At 52.2% G+C, this 17,271-nt stretch carries 17 protein-coding genes; 2 read left to right on the top strand and 15 right to left on the bottom strand.

Features of this window, described 5'->3' with window-relative positions; translation table 11 throughout:
* Positions 1–289 precede the first annotated feature (289 nt).
* Positions 290–595, bottom strand: coding sequence for a hypothetical protein (locus ACO0K8_RS12660; RefSeq protein WP_422947016.1), 306 nt, complete (start codon positions 593–595; stop codon positions 290–292).
* Between the two features lie 356 nt (positions 596–951).
* Between ACO0K8_RS12660 and ACO0K8_RS12655 the strand changes: the two genes are divergently transcribed.
* Positions 952–1,653 (top strand): hypothetical protein, encoded by a 702-nt coding sequence (locus ACO0K8_RS12655; protein ID WP_422947015.1) that lies wholly within the window; start codon positions 952–954, stop codon positions 1,651–1,653.
* Between the two features lie 124 nt (positions 1,654–1,777).
* On the opposite strand, the gene ACO0K8_RS12650 is transcribed toward ACO0K8_RS12655, so the two are convergent.
* The 14 genes from ACO0K8_RS12650 to urtA form a co-directional block, all read right to left on the bottom strand.
* Positions 1,778–4,009, bottom strand: coding sequence for a carboxy terminal-processing peptidase (locus tag ACO0K8_RS12650; RefSeq protein WP_422947014.1), 2,232 nt, complete (start codon positions 4,007–4,009; stop codon positions 1,778–1,780).
* A 391-nt stretch (positions 4,010–4,400) separates the two neighbouring features.
* The gene (locus tag ACO0K8_RS12645; protein WP_422947013.1) at positions 4,401–5,033 is read right to left on the bottom strand and encodes a HupE/UreJ family protein; all 633 of its coding nucleotides are present in this window, start codon (positions 5,031–5,033) and stop codon (positions 4,401–4,403) included.
* Positions 5,034–5,072: 39 nt separating this feature from the next.
* Positions 5,073–5,717 (bottom strand): urease accessory protein UreG, encoded by a 645-nt coding sequence (ureG, locus tag ACO0K8_RS12640; RefSeq protein WP_422947012.1) that lies wholly within the window; start codon positions 5,715–5,717, stop codon positions 5,073–5,075.
* Positions 5,718–5,747: 30 nt separating this feature from the next.
* On the bottom strand, positions 5,748–6,428 hold the full coding sequence (locus ACO0K8_RS12635) for an urease accessory protein UreF (RefSeq protein WP_422947011.1): 681 nt from the start codon (positions 6,426–6,428) through the stop codon (positions 5,748–5,750).
* A 9-nt stretch (positions 6,429–6,437) separates the two neighbouring features.
* Positions 6,438–6,995: an urease accessory protein UreE gene (ureE, locus tag ACO0K8_RS12630; RefSeq protein WP_422947010.1), complete on the bottom strand. Its 558-nt coding sequence runs from the start codon at positions 6,993–6,995 to the stop codon at positions 6,438–6,440.
* An 8-nt stretch (positions 6,996–7,003) separates the two neighbouring features.
* Positions 7,004–8,704: an urease subunit alpha gene (gene ureC / locus ACO0K8_RS12625; RefSeq protein WP_422947009.1), complete on the bottom strand. Its 1,701-nt coding sequence runs from the start codon at positions 8,702–8,704 to the stop codon at positions 7,004–7,006.
* Positions 8,701–9,009 (bottom strand): urease subunit beta, encoded by a 309-nt coding sequence (locus tag ACO0K8_RS12620; protein WP_422947008.1) that lies wholly within the window; start codon positions 9,007–9,009, stop codon positions 8,701–8,703. Before ACO0K8_RS12620 ends, ureC begins: the two co-directional genes overlap by 4 nt.
* Positions 9,010–9,033: 24 nt before the next feature.
* Complete coding sequence (locus tag ACO0K8_RS12615) at positions 9,034–9,336, bottom strand: urease subunit gamma (protein WP_422947007.1); 303 nt, start codon at positions 9,334–9,336, stop codon at positions 9,034–9,036.
* Between the two features lie 149 nt (positions 9,337–9,485).
* Positions 9,486–10,367 (bottom strand): urease accessory protein UreD, encoded by an 882-nt coding sequence (locus ACO0K8_RS12610; RefSeq protein WP_422947006.1) that lies wholly within the window; start codon positions 10,365–10,367, stop codon positions 9,486–9,488.
* A 4-nt stretch (positions 10,368–10,371) separates the two neighbouring features.
* Positions 10,372–11,070, bottom strand: coding sequence for an urea ABC transporter ATP-binding subunit UrtE (gene urtE, locus ACO0K8_RS12605; RefSeq protein ID WP_422947005.1), 699 nt, complete (start codon positions 11,068–11,070; stop codon positions 10,372–10,374).
* A gap of 13 nt (positions 11,071–11,083) precedes the next feature.
* Entirely contained in the window at positions 11,084–11,938 is an 855-nt protein-coding gene (gene urtD / locus ACO0K8_RS12600; RefSeq protein WP_422947004.1) for an urea ABC transporter ATP-binding protein UrtD, read from the bottom strand.
* The gene (gene urtC / locus ACO0K8_RS12595) at positions 11,935–13,059 is read right to left on the bottom strand and encodes an urea ABC transporter permease subunit UrtC (protein WP_422947003.1); all 1,125 of its coding nucleotides are present in this window, start codon (positions 13,057–13,059) and stop codon (positions 11,935–11,937) included. Before urtC ends, urtD begins: the two co-directional genes overlap by 4 nt.
* The gene (gene urtB / locus ACO0K8_RS12590; RefSeq protein WP_422947002.1) at positions 13,056–14,660 is read right to left on the bottom strand and encodes an urea ABC transporter permease subunit UrtB; all 1,605 of its coding nucleotides are present in this window, start codon (positions 14,658–14,660) and stop codon (positions 13,056–13,058) included. Before urtB ends, urtC begins: the two co-directional genes overlap by 4 nt.
* A 251-nt stretch (positions 14,661–14,911) precedes the next feature.
* On the bottom strand, positions 14,912–16,165 hold the full coding sequence (urtA, locus tag ACO0K8_RS12585) for an urea ABC transporter substrate-binding protein (RefSeq protein WP_422947001.1): 1,254 nt from the start codon (positions 16,163–16,165) through the stop codon (positions 14,912–14,914).
* 413 nt (positions 16,166–16,578) lie between these two features.
* On the opposite strand from urtA, the gene ACO0K8_RS12580 reads away from it, so the two are divergent.
* Positions 16,579–17,199: a chalcone isomerase family protein gene (locus tag ACO0K8_RS12580; protein WP_422947000.1), complete on the top strand. Its 621-nt coding sequence runs from the start codon at positions 16,579–16,581 to the stop codon at positions 17,197–17,199.
* Positions 17,200–17,271 lie beyond the last annotated feature (72 nt).

The raw sequence follows: 17,271 nt of genomic DNA, 5'->3' as shown, positions 1-17,271 counted from the left end.
TTGGTGCGCGCAAGACGCTGAATGAAATATAACGGAGCTTAGAAATATCTTCTTTGCAACTTCGATTATAAATCATTCAGGCTCGCTTCTGCCGCAAGTCAGCGCTTAAATATGCGCAAACTTAGAGCGCGCAGCAAGGAGTAAAACGTGAACACCGTGGTTTTCAAACAGGGCATGCCCTGTCACGCATATTCCATGCGGGTCTCAGGCCAGGCAGGCTGGAAACCCGCATGGAATATGCGCAATGGCAAGGCGGTTTTTTTATTTGGAGCGGAGAGTACTGAGTCGATTAGATAGAGCCGGCAGCGGCGCTCACCTTATTATGCAAAATCACCAGTTGGGCGTTTTGATCTTCAAACGCCATCGCCATTTTTTGCTGTTCGCTAAGGCGGCTTGCGCTGATCAATATCGTTTGTGGCACAGTATTTTCTGTATCAAAAGCGATTTTCTGTTCTTGCGTCATGCGCTGATGATGGATAGTCACCGTTTGAATTTTTACTACCGGGGTGTGAATTTCGAAGGCGGCTACAGTGCCGATCACGCCTGCCAACAGCAATGTAAGCATAGCGGCTTTAGTATTGAGTGTTGCTTTCATGATCTAGCTCCTGAGTGGTTGATTGCTACTGAATTACTGCGATGTAGCTACTGTAGCCAATCAACCATAGCGCTGCCAGCACGATGCGATGAAACGTAAAAATGGAGGTGTCAGTGGAGGAAAAAGCGGCTCAGACTAAATTAACTTAGCTAAGCTAAGCGGCGCGTATTGGCAAATTCCTGCCGCTACAGATGTAGACACGCGAAATCAAAAAAAACTACGGCTAGATACCGCCTTGATCTGCGCAATTTCCACCCCATATCAAAGCGATGCGCATGATGCATTTGATGCGCTCGCCTGTTTCTTCGGTGCAGCCTGCTTCTAGCATGATCTAACCAGCCTACGAACGGAATACCATGGGTTTTGATTTACTTAATCTAAAGCAAGCCACCTCCGAATTTGAGACTAGCTTTAGCCGTGTTATCGACGAACGTATTAGCCCTCTGGTGGAGCGCTCGATACAACAGGTCAGTACCGAACTGTCCGAGGTGATACGACAGGCTGGTGCCCAGGTCGACAAAAATATCGCGCTCTTATCGGACGAGATCCATAATCAGCGCAGTATGACCAAAGATGATATTAAGGAACTCATCGACTATTCTACCGCCCAGATAGGTGCGGCAATCGATCAGCGCATCCTCGCCATCAAACACGAGACCTCATGCCTGATCAATGAAAAGGTCGAGATGCTCAAGGCTGAGCTAGACGACGCCGCCGTGGTTAGCCGCAAGACCATGTACACGAATGTCGCGATTTCTATCGCGGCGGCAATCAGCATGGCGATCATCGGCCTTATTTACAAGAAAATCTCGCTGGGCGAACTCAATCTGTTGAATGTATTTCGGGTCTCGCTCTTGTCTTGCGCCACGTTTACCTTCGTCCTATCGGGTTTAAAAGCTTTGCAGCGCTGGCGTAGCATGAAGCTGGCAAAAAAAGGCGTAGCAACCGTCGCGATCGGTTATTTGGGAGTCTTGCGCCCGAATGGCGCGATCGGTTTATTCGCAGCTAGTCTACTATTATTGGCAGTATGGGCTGGCATGTATTTGTATGTGCACTAAGACCTAAGTAGCCTTGGCACTACGATCTTCACATAAAAAAATCGCTGTCTCCGTGTACCGGGAACAGCGATTTTTTTCATCCTTCTTTTTGACTAAACGCTTAGATCAAACTCCGCTAACACTATTAACGTGCGGATGGCGCGGTTTTACGCATTGCGTCGTTGATGACGCGCTCTGCCAACTTATGATTCGTTTTGAGCAAATCAACTTCGTCGCCAAGTATATGTGCCGCTTCTTCCAACAAAACATCTTTAGCGTCTTTTCTCGCTTTTTCTGCCGCTAGCTCTGCCGCCAGACTACGTTCGTTTGCTTGCAAACCATCATCTTGCGTTGCCGCTTTATCGGCTATTTTGTCGTCTTTCTGTTCGCCAGCCTTATCACCCGCGACTTTGTCTTTCAAACGGAGTTTTTCACGATTTTTTACTTTTAACTCTTGCGTATCACGCTCTTTGCGTCGTTCAACTTCGTTCAAAGAGATGGTTTTTTTATCGCGTAAGACCTTGTACTCACTTACGTCTTCCTGGATGAACTGAAACTCTTTGTCATTCGCGATACGCATTTCGTGACGTACTTGCAATAAGGGCAGCAAGTCCTTCAAATCGCCCACAGTTTGATAGTCGGCCGCCTTGATTTGTACCCAAGGGAGCGCATTATCGTAGCTAGATTCACCAAAGTTCTCAGGGTCTGAGAAACTAGGGAAACTAATGTCAGGCGTCACGCCACGCAATTGTGTGGTGCCACCGTTGATACGGAAAAACTGCGCGATGGTCATTTTGAGTTCGCCAAACTTCGGCTTATCGCTATGCGCCACCTGATCCAGGTTGACCATGGTTTGTACCGTACCTTTGCCGAAACTGGATTCGCCTATGACTAAACCACGGCCATAATCTTGTATCGCTGCAGCAAAAATTTCTGAGGCAGAAGCCGAACCGCGATTGATCATGACGCCCATAGGGCCATCCCAGACGATCTTGGCAGTTTTTTCTCTTTCTTCCTGAATATTCCCTTGCGAATTGCGTTGTTGCACCACTGGCCCATTGCCAATAAACAGGCTGGTCAATTCGACCGCCTCATTTAAGGAACCGCCGCCGTTATTGCGTAAATCGATGAGTACGCTATCGACTTTTTCCGCTTTCAATTCGCCTAATAGACGCGCCACGTCACGTGTTGCGCTCTTGAACTCTTTATCACCTTTGCGTCTGGCATCAAAATCTTGGTAGAAAGTCGGCAAGGCAATCACGCCTATGCGGCGCTTGGTGTTGCTGGCGTTGCTGGCGTCGTTAGTCTTGACTTCAATAATCGATTTTTTCGCCGATTGCTGTTCCAGTGTGATTTTATTGCGCACCAAGCTGATCAATTTATGCTTGCCATCCGGACCTGCATCAGCCGGTAAGATATCCAGCAAGACCACGGTATCCTTAGCGCCGCGGATCAAGGCCACCACATCATCCAAGCGCCAGCCCATCACATCAACAGGGGTACTTTTGAGGCCTTGTCCAACCCCGACGATACGGTCGCCTGGCTGTAATTTACCGGACAACGCAGCCGGGCCACCAGGGGACAATTCTCGGATCGTGGTCATCTCATCGCGCTCTTGCAACACCGCACCGATGCCGACCAGTGAGAGTTTCATGGAGATCTCAAAATCTTCCGATGCCTTAGGTCCGAGGTAATTGGTGTGCGGCTCTATCGCCGTCGCGTAGGCATTCATAAAGAGCTGAAACACGTCTTCACTCTTAAGTTTTTGCATACGGGTCAGGGTATAGTCGTAGCGCTTCTCCAGAGTGCTACGGATGGCCTTCTCTTCTTTGCCGGCCAGCTTCAGGCGTAGCCAGTCGTTTTTGACGCGCTGACGCCATAGATCTTGCATCGCCGCTTCAGTTTGCGGCCATTCCGCTTTATCCCGTCCATAGAAATAGTTTTCGTCTTTGCTAAAATCAAAATCCTGCTTCAGCAAATCGCGCGCATAGCTCATGCGCTGTTTCATACGTTGCTCATACAGATTAAACATGGCAAAAGGCGTGCTTAAATCCTGGGTATTGATGGCGTCGTCCATCTTGGTACGCGCATACGCAAACTGATCGATATCGGCCTGAATAAAAAACAATTTTTCCGAATCGAGTGATTTCAGATATTTATCAAAAATCTTCTCCGACATGGCGTCGTCCAGAGGCATAGTTTTGTAATGAAAGCGCGTGAGAAATTGCGCTGTCATGGCGGCAGCCTGCGCTTGCTGTTGTAATGGTTTTAATTCTGCAGAACTTAATAAATCGGGAGAGCTGACTGGAGCTGCTGCGTACGTGGTCGCGGCAAATGCCATGGATATCCACAACAAGGTTTTTTTCATACTATTCATGCAAAATCTCCGAATGTCATTAGCAATAAAACAAGCAATAAAGCTGGCAAATATTGCAATCTTAGGACTTATGTAAAATTGTTCCAGCCAGGTGTGCCGCCGAAGACTTACTTTAGTACGGCAAGACGAATACAAGGCCGCTGGGGCGGTTTTGCGTAAGTCCTGAATCTATTGCCACACCTTATCGCCACACATATTTTGTGCAAGCTTAACACCTGTAAGCCCTACCGTCAGCAGCTAAGCAGAGGCGATCACAGGTGTTTCCAAGAAAGATTGCATTTACTTGCAACTTATGACCAGAGATTTTGAGATTTAGTTCGGCTTCTTGATTTATTTCTTGTATTTTCTTGTATTTTTTTGTGTCGTAATGTTCTTGCCTGGCGCTAGCCTATCAGGCCAAACCGAATAAAAACAGGACACCGCAAGCACTAATCGCAGTGCCCGCCAGGCGACTCAACCGGATGTCTAGCCCTTTTTGCAATGCTAGGCTTGCCATCAATCCAGTCAAGTGCAAGATTGCCGTAGATGCAATAAATCCTGCTCCGTACAGTACACCCGACACGCCCGCTGGCAACTCCACGCCATGCGCATAGCCATGTGCCATCGCAAATACCGCGATCAGCGCCGCACTGGCCGCAGCGGGCAGCTGCACCGCAAACGCGATCAAGCAACCGAGTAGGAATACCGATAAGGCGATCCAGGTTTCTGCTTCGAGTAGTGCAAAACCATAGCTGCCTAGGCACGCGCCTAAGACCATCATCAGAGGAAACGCCAGCGGCAAGATCCATAGGCTAGTACGCTTATTCTGCGCCGCCCACATGCCTACTGCCAGCATCGCCAGCAAATGATCCAAACCGATCATGGGATGCAGCAGACCAGCGCCAAAACCGCCCATGGTCTGCCCTACTTGCCCAGCATGCCCGACATGACTAGCATCGATATGCGCCATGGCCGGCAAACTAAACGCCAGCAAAGTTCCGAATAGACCCAGACGGGCAAGTTTTCCTGTTACTGACGTAGACATAATTTTCTCCATTTTTTGAATAATTATCGGGCTGCAGGCTTACGCTAATAAACCTTGTTTCTGTATAAACTCAAATACCGTTTCCAAGCCATCACCAGTACGCAGATTGGTGAAAACAAATGGTCGCTCGCCGCGCATACGCTTGGCGTCGACCGCCATCACATCAAGATTGGCACCAACGTGCGGCGCCAGATCGGTCTTGTTGATGATCAGCAAATCAGAGCGGGTAATCCCTGGCCCGCCCTTGCGTGGAATTTTTTCGCCACCGGCGACGTCGATCACGTAGATGGTCAAATCAGATAATTCCGGGCTGAAGGTGGCGGCCAGATTGTCGCCACCTGATTCGATCAGGATCAGATCGAGATCAGGAAAATCGGCGCTCATGCGGGCGATCGCTTCCAGATTAATTGAGGCGTCTTCGCGGATCGCGGTATGCGGGCAGCCGCCGGTTTCCACACCCATCAAGCGCTCCGCCGGCAGGGCACCGGCACGCAGCAAGATCTCCATATCCTCCTTGGTGTAAATGTCGTTGGTAATTACCGCCATCTCGTAATGGTCGCGCATGCGCTTGCACAGCATTTCGCATAAGGCAGTCTTGCCCGAACCAACCGGGCCGCCTATGCCTACCCGTAGAGGGTTGGGAGTTTGGCTGTTGTGAGAGCTGTGAGAGTTGAGTGAATTCATCATATTGTCTTTAAAATTATTAGAAACTAATTAGGACCTATACAGCCGGCTGTATTGCACTTCATGCTGCATCGATAGCAGCGACAAGCCTGGCGCCCAGTTGGATAAATCTTCATCGGCCAGTAGCTGAGAGGTGCGCGCAGCCTGCTCCAGTTCGGCACGTAAGGACAGCAACAGGCGCTGCCCGGCGACTTGGCCTAGCGGCACCGATTTAACGCAAACTAGCACCTGATTTTCGGCCCAGGAAAACAAGCTGCCCAGCAACAGCGCCTCGGGGGCGATCGCCAAGGCATCGGCGGCGCAGGCGAGCGCGGTGGGCAAAGGGATTTCGTCCAGACTGTGAAGTATCGCCAACGATGCGCTGTCGGCGATTTTCAGGTCGGCGACTAGCTTGCCCAGCGAGTAGCCCATCTGTATGGTCTCGGCACGAAACTCGGCGGTATCACGGGCCGCGATAAAGCAGGCCGTCCAATGGCTGACGGCCGCGCCATCGCGCGCCGCAAAGGCATGCTGCAAGCGCCACAAGATAGGCGCTTCAAATTGCGCCACTACCTGATGCAAATGCTCGACAATCCAAAAACGCGCACTGGCCTCGTTACTGACCGTGCCGTTCTCTATGGCCGCTTCCAAGCCTTGCGAATAGCTATACGCCCCGATAGGCAGTGAGGGGCTGGCCAGTTGTAGCAGATGGAGCAAAGCGGACGATTGCATGGTGTACTTTCAATCAGCTGAGAGTTCAATTTTTAGTTCAGGTTTTAGATCAGATTTTAGATCAGATGGACGGTGGATGCGCTGACGCAGGGGGATCGGTGCCAGGGGATTATGCGGATGGGCGTCGTCGCCACCGTGATGATGGCCACCGCCGTAAGCCCCTGCCTCAGGTTCAAAACTGGCGCGTTCTTCCGTCACCGTCGCGCCCAGACCTAACAGCATTTCCCTGAGTACGCTGTCCTGGCGTATCCGTAAAAAACCGTCACCAAGCTGGGCCTGAGTGTGCCTGTTACCCAGATGAAAAGCACAGCGCAACAAGCCAAAGGCGTCGCCGCATTCGACCCGATAGGTGGGCTCTTGCGCCGCCACAATTTGCACGATGCGGCCATCGTTGCCCAGCATCAGATCGCCATCGCGCATCACTGATCCGCGCAAGGTGAACACGCCGACTTCTTCGCCGTTAGTCATGGTGGCGCGCAGACGACTTTTTTCGCGTAATTCGTAAGGCAAAATCAATTGCGCCGCAATCTGATCGGCCTGCTCTACTTTGGTTTGTATGATAAGCATAATAGGTATTAGAATAAAAAATAACGCTGGGCCATCGGTAAAACCTTGGCCGGCTCACACACCAGCAATTCGCCGTCGGCACGCACTTCATAGGTTTCCGGATCGACCTGCATCTTCGGCGTAGCCGCGTTATGGATCATGTCGGCCTTGCGCAGATTGCGGGTGTTTTTAACCGCGATCACGGTTTTACTCAACTGCAGTTGCCGCGCGATACCGGCATCAAACGCCGCTTGCGAGACGAAGGTAAATGATTTTTTCAGACCACCACCGAATGCGCCAAACATCATGCGGGTGTGTACCGGCTGCGGCGTGGGTATCGAAGCGTTCGGGTCGCCCATCTGCGCCGCCGCAATCATGCCGCCTTTCAGTATCATGCTTGGTTTGACGCCAAAGAAGGCCGGTTTCCACAACACGATATCGGCGATCTTGCCTACTTCCAGCGAGCCCACTACATGCGAAATACCATGGGTAATCGCCGGGTTAATGGTGTATTTGGCGATATAGCGCTTGGCCCTGAAATTATCATGGCGCGCATTGTCTTGCGCCAAAGCGCCGCGCTGGGTTTTCATCTTGTGGGCGGTCTGCCAGGTGCGCATGATGACTTCGCCAACCCGCCCCATGGCTTGCGAATCGGATGACATCATAGAGATCGCGCCGATGTCATGCAAAATATCTTCTGCGGCGATGGTCTCACGTCGTATGCGCGATTCGGCAAACGCCACATCTTCGGCAATCGCCGGGTCCAGGTGATGGCAGACCATCAGCATATCGAGATGTTCGTCCAGCGTATTGACGGTGTACGGTCGGGTAGGATTGGTCGAAGATGGCAGCACATTGGCCTCGCCGACGGCAGCGATGATATCGGGCGCGTGGCCACCACCGGCACCTTCGGTATGGAAGGTGTGGATGGTGCGGTTCCTGAAAGCGGCTAGGGTATGCTCGAGAAAGCCCCCTTCGTTCAAGGTATCGCTATGGATCGCCACCTGCACATCGTAACGCTCGGCGACCGCCAGGCAATTGTCTATCGCGGCCGGCGTGCTACCCCAGTCCTCATGTAGTTTCAAGCCTATGGCACCCGCCTTGATTTGCTCTTCCAGTGGCTCTGGCAGGCTGACATTGCCCTTGCCGAGAAAACCCAGATTCATGGGGAAAGCATCGGCCGCCATCAGCATGGAATGGATATGCCATGGCCCCGGCGTGCAGGTAGTGGCGGCCGTGCCCACGGCTGGGCCAGTCCCACCGCCCAGCATGGTAGTCACGCCACTCATCAAGGCTTCCTCGATCTGCTGCGGACAAATGAAGTGAATATGGCTATCGATACCACCGGCGGTGACGATCATGCCTTCGCCAGCAATGATCTCGGTCGCGCCGCCGATTGCCATCGTGACGCCGGATTGGATATCAGGATTACCGGCCTTGCCTATCGCCGCAATCAGACCATTCTTGAGGCCGATATCGGCTTTGACTATGCCCCAGTGATCCAGGATCACGGCATTGGTGATGACGGTATCCATCACATCGGCATGCACGCGTTGCGACTGTCCCATGCCGTCGCGTATCACTTTACCGCCACCGAATTTCACTTCTTCACCGTAAATCGCGTAGTCTTTTTCGATCTCGATAAACAAGTCGGTATCGGCCAAGCGAATCCGGTCACCCGTAGTGGGGCCGAACATTTCGGCATAGGCTTGCCGTGAGATTTTAGTCATATCAATTTTCCCATCACGAGTCCATTAAATCCGTAGACCATACGGTCACCCCCCAGAGCCACCAACTGTATGGTTCTGATCTGGCCCGGCTCGAAGCGCACCGCGGTACCTGCCGTGATATTCAAGCGCATGCCGTAAGCGCTGTTGCGCTCAAATTGCAGAAACGGATTAGTCTCAAAAAAATGAAAGTGCGAGCCGACCTGAATCGGCCGGTCGCCACTATTCGCCACTTTCAGCGTGATGGTGTCACGGCCGACATTAAGTTCTATGTCGCCAGCCTCTATCAGCATTTCACCTGGAATCATGATGCACTCTCGCAAGCAGAAAATTTAAGGAATCGGGTTATGGACGGTGACCAGCTTGGTGCCATCAGGAAAAGTCGCCTCCACCTGTATGTCCGGTATCATTTCGGCGATACCATCCATGACGTCGGCACGTGTGAGAATTTTGCTGCCATCCGACATCAGTTCAGCCACCGTCTTGCCGTCACGCGCGCCTTCCATGATGGCAGCAGAAATCAGCGCGATCGCTTCCGGATAATTCAGTTTGAGGCCACGCGCCATGCGCCGCTCTGCCAGCAAACCAGCGGTAAAAATGAGTAACTTATCTTTTTCTCTTGGCGTCAGTTCCATCGCATCCTCTATTGCAAAACACTACTAATAAACATAAACAATTTAAAAACAGCACAGCCCGCTTACGCATATTCCATGCGGGTTTCCAGCCTGCATGGCCTGCAGACCGCATGGGATATGCGCGCTGGGCCTGCCTGTTTTTTATTTCTTCAGGTATTCCAAATTCTTAATGCGACCGCCTCACGCCCCATGATTTCAGGGCGCAAATAACGCCAGGCCATGAGCATCAGCGCCCTCGCCATTTCACTGGCGTTGCCCAGATAGCGCACCACAATCACCGCCTTGAGCTGGGTCACGCCGAAGCTTCCTGCACCATCCAGCAAGGCACTAGCCTCTTCACGCAAGGCAGCTATCACAGCCGCCGGTACCGTCTTGCCGGCTCCGAGCAAAGTAGCGCAGACCGTATTGCCACCCAAGCCCAGCAAGCCCGTCATGGCCAGACTGCCGCCAGTGACTGCGCCTTGCTCAAACCAGATCAATTTACCTTCGCGGCGTATCGTGCTGTGCTGAGATATTTTCCCGGAATGAAAACTTTCACCCGAGGCGGTGCGGCCAAAGCACAAAATATCGCAGCCGATAAAACTGGCGTCCTTCGCCAAGTTGATGGTTTGCGATAGCTGTACGTGGGCGGCATCAAAAAATATCGTCTCTTGCGGCAGCCATTCGACACTGGCTGCTTGCTGCACCATCATTTGTACGCTCTGCTTAGAAATTTTTCCGTTGGCCTTGTACCACTTAGCTGCCCCTGGCGTGGCCAGCAAGGCGTGCGCATTCGCTTGCACGCTCAGTGCAATTTCCAACTGATCGCCACCGACTACGCCACCCGGTGGATGGACAATAATCGCATGACAAATTTGTCCGCCCTCCGGGTACAGCGCTTTTTGCACGCGTAAAGGGCCGACATGCGAACGCTCGGTGAGGCGGGTGGTGCCGCCATCATCGCTAAAACTCAAACGCAGCTTGGCCTGCCACGGCGCAATGGCTATCGGTGCCGATGTTTGTTCCTCCCGCAAGGCTAGATCGCTAGGCATATGGCTATACCGCCAGGTGACGTTTTACGTCTGCGCCGTCCATCGCCGCTTGCGTGCCAGACGCCACCACTTCACCACGCGACAGCACCACAAATTTATCGGCCAGTTCGCGGGCAAAATCAAAATATTGTTCGCACAGGATAATGCCCATGTCACCGCGTTCGCGCAGCAGGCGTATCACCCGGCCTATGTCCTTGATGATGGACGGTTGTATGCCCTCGGTAGGCTCATCAAAAATGATCAGCTTGGGTTCTGCCAGCAAGGCGCGTGCAATCGCCAGTTGCTGTTGCTGGCCACCGGACAAATCGCCGCCGCGCCGCTGCAGCATTTCTTTCAGCACCGGGAACAATTCGTAGATGTCGCCCTTGATATGCGATGCTTGCCGGGCTGATTTGGTCGCCATCCCCATCAGCAGATTTTCTTCTACGGTCAGGCGGGCAAAAATCTCGCGCCCCTGCGGTACGTAGGCGATGCCTAATCTGGCGCGTTCATGCGGCGTTAATTTGCTGATGTCACGGCCCTCCAGCTTGACCGATCCACTACTGACCGGCAGCACGCCCATCATGCATTTGAGCAGCGTGGTTTTGCCGACCCCATTGCGTCCCAGCAAAGTGAGGCACTCGCCTTTTTTTACCGTCAGCGAAATCCCGCGCAAGGTATGCGAGGAGCCGTAATATTGATTCAGTTGTTCTACTTCTAACATTGTGCGTCCCAGATCAGCGTCCCAAATATACTTCGATGACACGTTCGTCGTTTTGCACTTGCTGCATCGTCCCCTCGGACAATACAGCCCCTTCATGCAGCACCGTGACCTTGCCTTGCTGCGCAATCTCGGTGACAAAACCCATGTCATGCTCGACCACCATGATCGAATGCTTGCCGCGCAATTCATTCAGCAGTTCGGCGGTGCGGGCGGTTTCTGCATCCGACATGCCGGCCACCGGCTCATCGAGCAAAATCAATTCCGGCTCCTGCATCAAGAGCATGCCTATCTCCAGCCATTGCTTCTGCCCGTGCGACAGCAAACCGGCCGCGCGCGCCTCTTGCCCGTTCAGGCGTATCAGCTTCAAGATTTCTTCTATCTTGCCGCGCTGCTCAGAATTGAGTCTAAAGAATAGACTAGGCTTGACGCGCTTATCCATCTTCATCGCCAGTTCCAGATTTTCGAACACGCTATGCTGCTCAAACACGGTAGGGCGTTGAAACTTGCGGCCGATACCGGCATGCGCAATCTGTACCTCGTTCATCTTGGCCAGATCAATAGTCTGACCAAAAAATGCGCTGCCCGAACTTGCCTTAGTCTTGCCGGTAATGACATCCATCATGGTGGTCTTACCCGCACCGTTTGGGCCTATGATGCAACGCAATTCGCCAACCGAGATATCCAGCGTGAGTTTATTCAAGGCCTTAAAGCCATCGAAGGACACGGTAATATCGTCCAGATACAGAATAGCCCCATGCGTGGTATCGACCCCGGCACTCTTGACGCGGCCATAATTGACGCCGTAATCAGCACGGCTACCCGGCTCTTCACTCAGATAGGTTTCGCCAGATTTGAGTACTTTGCTCATAGCGACTCCGGTGTTTGCTTAAGTTTTTTGAATTTTTTCAGCATGCCCAAGATGCCCTCTTGCATGAACAGGGTCACCAGAATAAACAGCAGGCCTAGCGCAAACAGCCATAAATCAGGGAAGGCGGCGGTAAACCAACTCTTCAAACCATTGACGGTAAACGCACCGACGATGGGTCCGAGCAAAGTACCGCGGCCACCGACCGCCGCCCAGATCACCATCTCGATAGAATTGGCGGGCGACATTTCAGACGGATTGATGATGCCCACTTGTGGCGCATACAGCGCACCGGCGACGCCGCACAAGACCGCAGATAAAGTCCAGACAAAGAGCTTAAACCACAGCGTGTCGTAACCGATAAACATCAGGCGCGATTCTGAATCACGCACCGCTTGCAAGACGCGCCCCAGTTTAGAGTTGACGATACTGCGGCACAAAATCAGGGCAGCTAACAATGTGCTTAAGGTCATCAGATACAGCACCGCCTTGGTGCCTGGTGCGGTCACGCTATACCCAAGAATCCGTTTGAAATCGGTAAACCCGTTGTTGCCACCAAAGCCGGTGTCATTGCGAAAAAACAGCAACATAAAGGCAAACGTCATGGCCTGCGTGATGATGGAAAAATACACGCCTTTGATACGCGAGCGAAACGCAAAGTAGCCAAACACAAATGCCAGCACGCCCGGCACAAGCAACACCAGCGCCATGCAATACCAGAAGTTGTCGGTCATGGCCCAATACCATGGATAAGTTTTCCAGTCGAGAAACACCATAAAATCGGGCAAATGACTTTGGTACACACCATCGCGGCCTATCGCGCGCATCAGATACATGCCGTGCGCATACGCGCCCAAGGCGAAAAACACCCCATGTCCTAAGGATAAAATGCCGGTATAGCCCCACACCAGATCGAGCGCCATCGCTGCCAGTGCATAGCACATGAACTTGGCCACCAGACCCAGCATATAGCTAGACACATGCAGCGCATGACCATCGGGGAAACTCAGATTAAGTAGCGGCAGTAAGGCGGCAATCACGCTGCAAACCGTAATCGCCATCCAGACCGGGCGGGCAAACAAAGGCTGATGCTTCACTAGCTTATTGATGGCGATGGTATTCATTCGACGCTCCTGCCTTTCAAGGCGAACAGGCCTTGCGGGCGGCGCTGGATAAAAATAATGATAAAAATCAGGATGAAAATTTTGCCCATCACGGCACCGGCAAACGGCTCCAGGAATTTATTCACTTCGCCCAAACCAAACGCGGCGATCACGGTGCCGGCCAACTGCCCTACCCCGCCCAGCACCACCACCATAAAAGAATCGACGATATAGCTTTGTCCCAGATCCGGCCCGACATTACCCAACTGCGACAAGGCCACGCCACCCAGACCGGCAATCCCTGAACCCAGCCCGAAGGTCATCATGTCGACCTTGGCAGTGGAGACACCGACGCAATCGGCCATACGACGGTTTTGCATCACCGCCCGCACAAATAGGCCGAGCCGGGTTTTATTGAGTATTAGCCAGACCGCCAACACCACAAACAAGGAAAAAAATACGATGACGATGCGGTTGTAGGACAGCACCAGCGAACCCAGCACCGTCACGCCACCGGACATCCAGGATGGATTGGCGACCTCGACGTTTTGAGCGCCAAAAATGCTACGCACCGTTTGCATCAACATCAGGCTGATGCCCCAGGTGGCCAGCAAAGTTTCGAGCGGGCGTCCATACAACCAGCGTATCACCGTGCGTTCAAGCGCGATGCCAACCGCGGCGGCGACGATAAAGGCAGCCGGCAAGGCCACGATCAAATAGGCATCAAGCGCGGCCGGCAAATAGCTGCGAAACAGCATCTGCACCACATACGTGGTGTAGGCACCGATCATCAGCAGTTCGCCATGCGCCATGTTGATGATGCCCATCAGGCCGAAGGTAATCGCCAAACCAAGAGCCGCCAGTAGCAGCACGCTACCGAGAGAAATACCGTACACCAGATTGCCAACAAATTCGGTCAGCGCCAGATGACTATCGAGCGCTTTTAGGGTTGCCGCTACTTCGCGGCGCACCGCTTCATCCGGCTCTGCGTAAAGACCATCCGCCGACTTTTCTAGCATCGCTTGCAACACCGGCTTGAGATTAGCGTTATTGGTTTCCGCCAGGGCATGCGCGGCCTGCCTGCGTATCGCCGCATCGGGCGACTGCAGATTGGCGCTTGCCATCACCATTCTTAGTATCGCCAGTATCTCGTCATCCGGCTCTTTGCTGATGGCGATTTTTATCAGTGGAATTTGTTCTATGGCTGCGCTTTTTTGCAATTCTAGCGCGGCGCTAAGGCGCACCGTGCGCTCGGGCGAGAGTAATTTAAAACCTGATAATGCGCCATCGACGACGGCGCGCAAACGGTTATTCACGGTCACACCATCGATACCATCGGGTGTCTCGCTAGTCTGGCCGCTAAGCGGATGAAAAGCTTTACCGTCTGCCACGATCAGGAACTCGCCATCGGGTGTGCTGTAGGCGCTATCGTTTTTTAAGGCGTTCAAGACCTGCTGCGCCTCGGGGCTGGCGAGTGCCGCAATCTTGGCTACCGCCGCTATGCGCGCATCCGGGTCGTCGCCCGTCAACGGCTTGAGCAACGCCGCGTCGATAGCGGCAATTGCACTAAGCGCATGGGTGCAAAGTAAGAATGCTATATAAAGTTTGCTGGAAAGACGCATATTGCTGCCATTGGGTTTTCGCCGTCTTCCTTTTTTTAAGCATTACAAATCAATCTAAGCCGGACTCAAGCTCCCTCTCCCGCAGCGGGAGAGGGTTGGGTGAGGGAGATTCAGATTCTTAAAATGCTAGAGTTCCAGGAATTATTGCGGCTTGAAATTACTTGAGAAAGTGCGTTGCTCTACCGCCCTCACCCCCAGCCCCTCTCCCGCAAGCGGGCGAGGGGAGCTTATGTCGCTGCGCTTTGTAAAAACTACAGCTTCTGCTTAGTTTCGTTACCGGCGATATACGGGCTCCAAGGCTGCGCACGTATCGGCCCCTTGGTTTTGTAGACCACACTGAACTGACCGTCACCTTTGATCTCACCTATCATGACCGGCTTATGCAGATGATGGTTGGTGGCATCCATGGTCAGCGTAAAGCCCGATGGTGCCTTGAAGGTCTGCCCTGCCATCGCCGCAATCACTTTATCGGTATCGGTCGTTTTGGCTTTTTCTACCGCCTGCTTCCACATATTGATACCGACATAGGTCGCTTCCATAGGATCATTAGTAACGACCGTGCTGGCATTCGGCAGTTTTTGCGCCGCTGCGTAGGCTTTCCATTTTTTGATGAACTCATCATTCACAGGATTTTTCACCGACTGGAAATAATTCCAGGCTGCCAGATGACCGAGCAAAGGCTTAGTGTCAACGCCGCGCAATTCCTCTTCACCAACCGAGAAGGCAACTACAGGAACATCGGTGGCTTTCAAGCCCGCATTACCGAGTTCTTTATAGAACGGCACGTTGGAGTCACCATTAATGGTAGAGATCACGGCAGTCTTGCCGCCTGCCGAAAACTTCTTGATATTCGCGACGATGGTCTGGTAATCCGAATGGCCGAATGGTGTGTAGACCTCGTCGATGTCTGTGTCTTTCACGCCTTTTGATTTAAGGAAAGCGCGCAGGATTTTATTGGTCGTGCGTGGATACACATAATCGGTGCCGAGCAAGACAAAACGCTTGGCAGCGCCGCCTTCTTTACTCATCAAATATTCGGTCGCCGGTATCGCTTGCTGGTTCGGTGCCGCACCGGTGTAGAACACATTTTTTTCCAACTCTTCACCTTCATATTGCACCGGGTAAAACAGTAGACTATTGAGTTCTTTAAATACCGGCAATGTCGATTTGCGCGAAACCGAAGTCCAGCAACCAAACACCACGGCCACCTTGTCTTGCGAGATCAGTTGACGCGCTTTTTCTGCAAACAAAGGCCAGTTCGACGCCGGATCAACGATCACAGGTTCTAGCTGTTTGCCCATCACGCCGCCCTTTGCATTGATCTCGGCGATCGTCATCAGGGCCACGTCTTTCAAGGACGTTTCCGAGATCGCCATAGTACCGGAGAGCGAGTGCAAGATACCAACCTTAATTGTATCGGCAGCCATCGCCTGAGACATCCAAACGTTGGCAACGAGTGTCATAGCGCCTAGTGCGCTAGCCTTCAAAATCATGCGACGTGACATAAATTCTCCTAGATAAAAAGAAAAAAACGGCAAAAATAAAGGCAAAAAAGTGTGAACCTGCGACTTCACTACCTTAGTTAGCAATATTGATGCCACTCCCACTCGCCCTGATTTAATGCTTAAGCGGCTAATTATTTTGCCAACATGGTGCATTTATAAGGAGCGCCCTTGCTGCTGCACTGAATAAGGGCGACAAATCACCACAAACAGGAGGTGTGAATCTTGACAAAAGCCCAGACAAAAACATTAGCAAAAACCTGGGCATCAAATTTGGCGGCAAGCAGATACCGTGATCTTGCAAGGTCGCAACAAAATTTCGGTATACTGCCGAGTTAGATGTTTTACTCTAACTTTATTTAGCAGCAAATAGCGATGAACAATCTTAATTTTAATGAAACGAAATGGAGCAAGGCATGATTTCAACTACCGGAAAACGCAACCTGATGGCGGCAATTTTAGTGATCAGCAGCAGTCTTTCCAGCCATGCCAGCGCCATCGAAGTGGCGGGCGTAAAACTTGACGACAATCAGCAGGTCGCCAATACGGACTTAAAGCTCAATGGCGCTGGGATACGCTACAAGGCCATCTTCAAAGTCTATGTCGCGGGTCTGTACCTCAAAGAAAAGAAAACCACGGTTCCTGAAATTTTGGGCGTGGCCGGACCTAAGCGCGTCACGCTGGTGATGTTGCGCGGTTTGAGTAACGAGGATTTTGGACGTGGCTTCGTAACAGGCATCCAACAAAATACTGAAAAGGCCGAGAAAGCCAAACTCATCGCACAATTTGTACGCTTCGGAGAAATGTTTGCCTCCGTCCCTGAATTAAAAAAAGGCGACGTCCTGATCTGCGATTGGCTGCCTGGGGTCGGCACCGTGATGTCCTTAAATGGCAAGCAGATGGGTGAACCGTTCTTGGATGTAGCTTTCTACAACGCGATTCTGCGTATCTGGCTAGGAGAAAAACCTGTCGATAGCGGCTTGAAAAAAGCCATGATGGCCGATACCAGCGATGACAATAAAAGCAGCTATCGCTAACGCTGGCAACCTGGTCTGAATTTTAAAACCGCGGCAGTAATCTCGCACTTACGCCAACACTTACGCCAACAC

Source organism: Undibacterium sp. Ren11W (assembly GCF_049340485.1).
GTDB lineage: Bacteria > Pseudomonadota > Gammaproteobacteria > Burkholderiales > Burkholderiaceae_D > Undibacterium.
The sequence above is the reverse complement of the archived record's forward strand: the minus strand, read 5'-3'. Positions and strand labels throughout refer to the sequence as shown.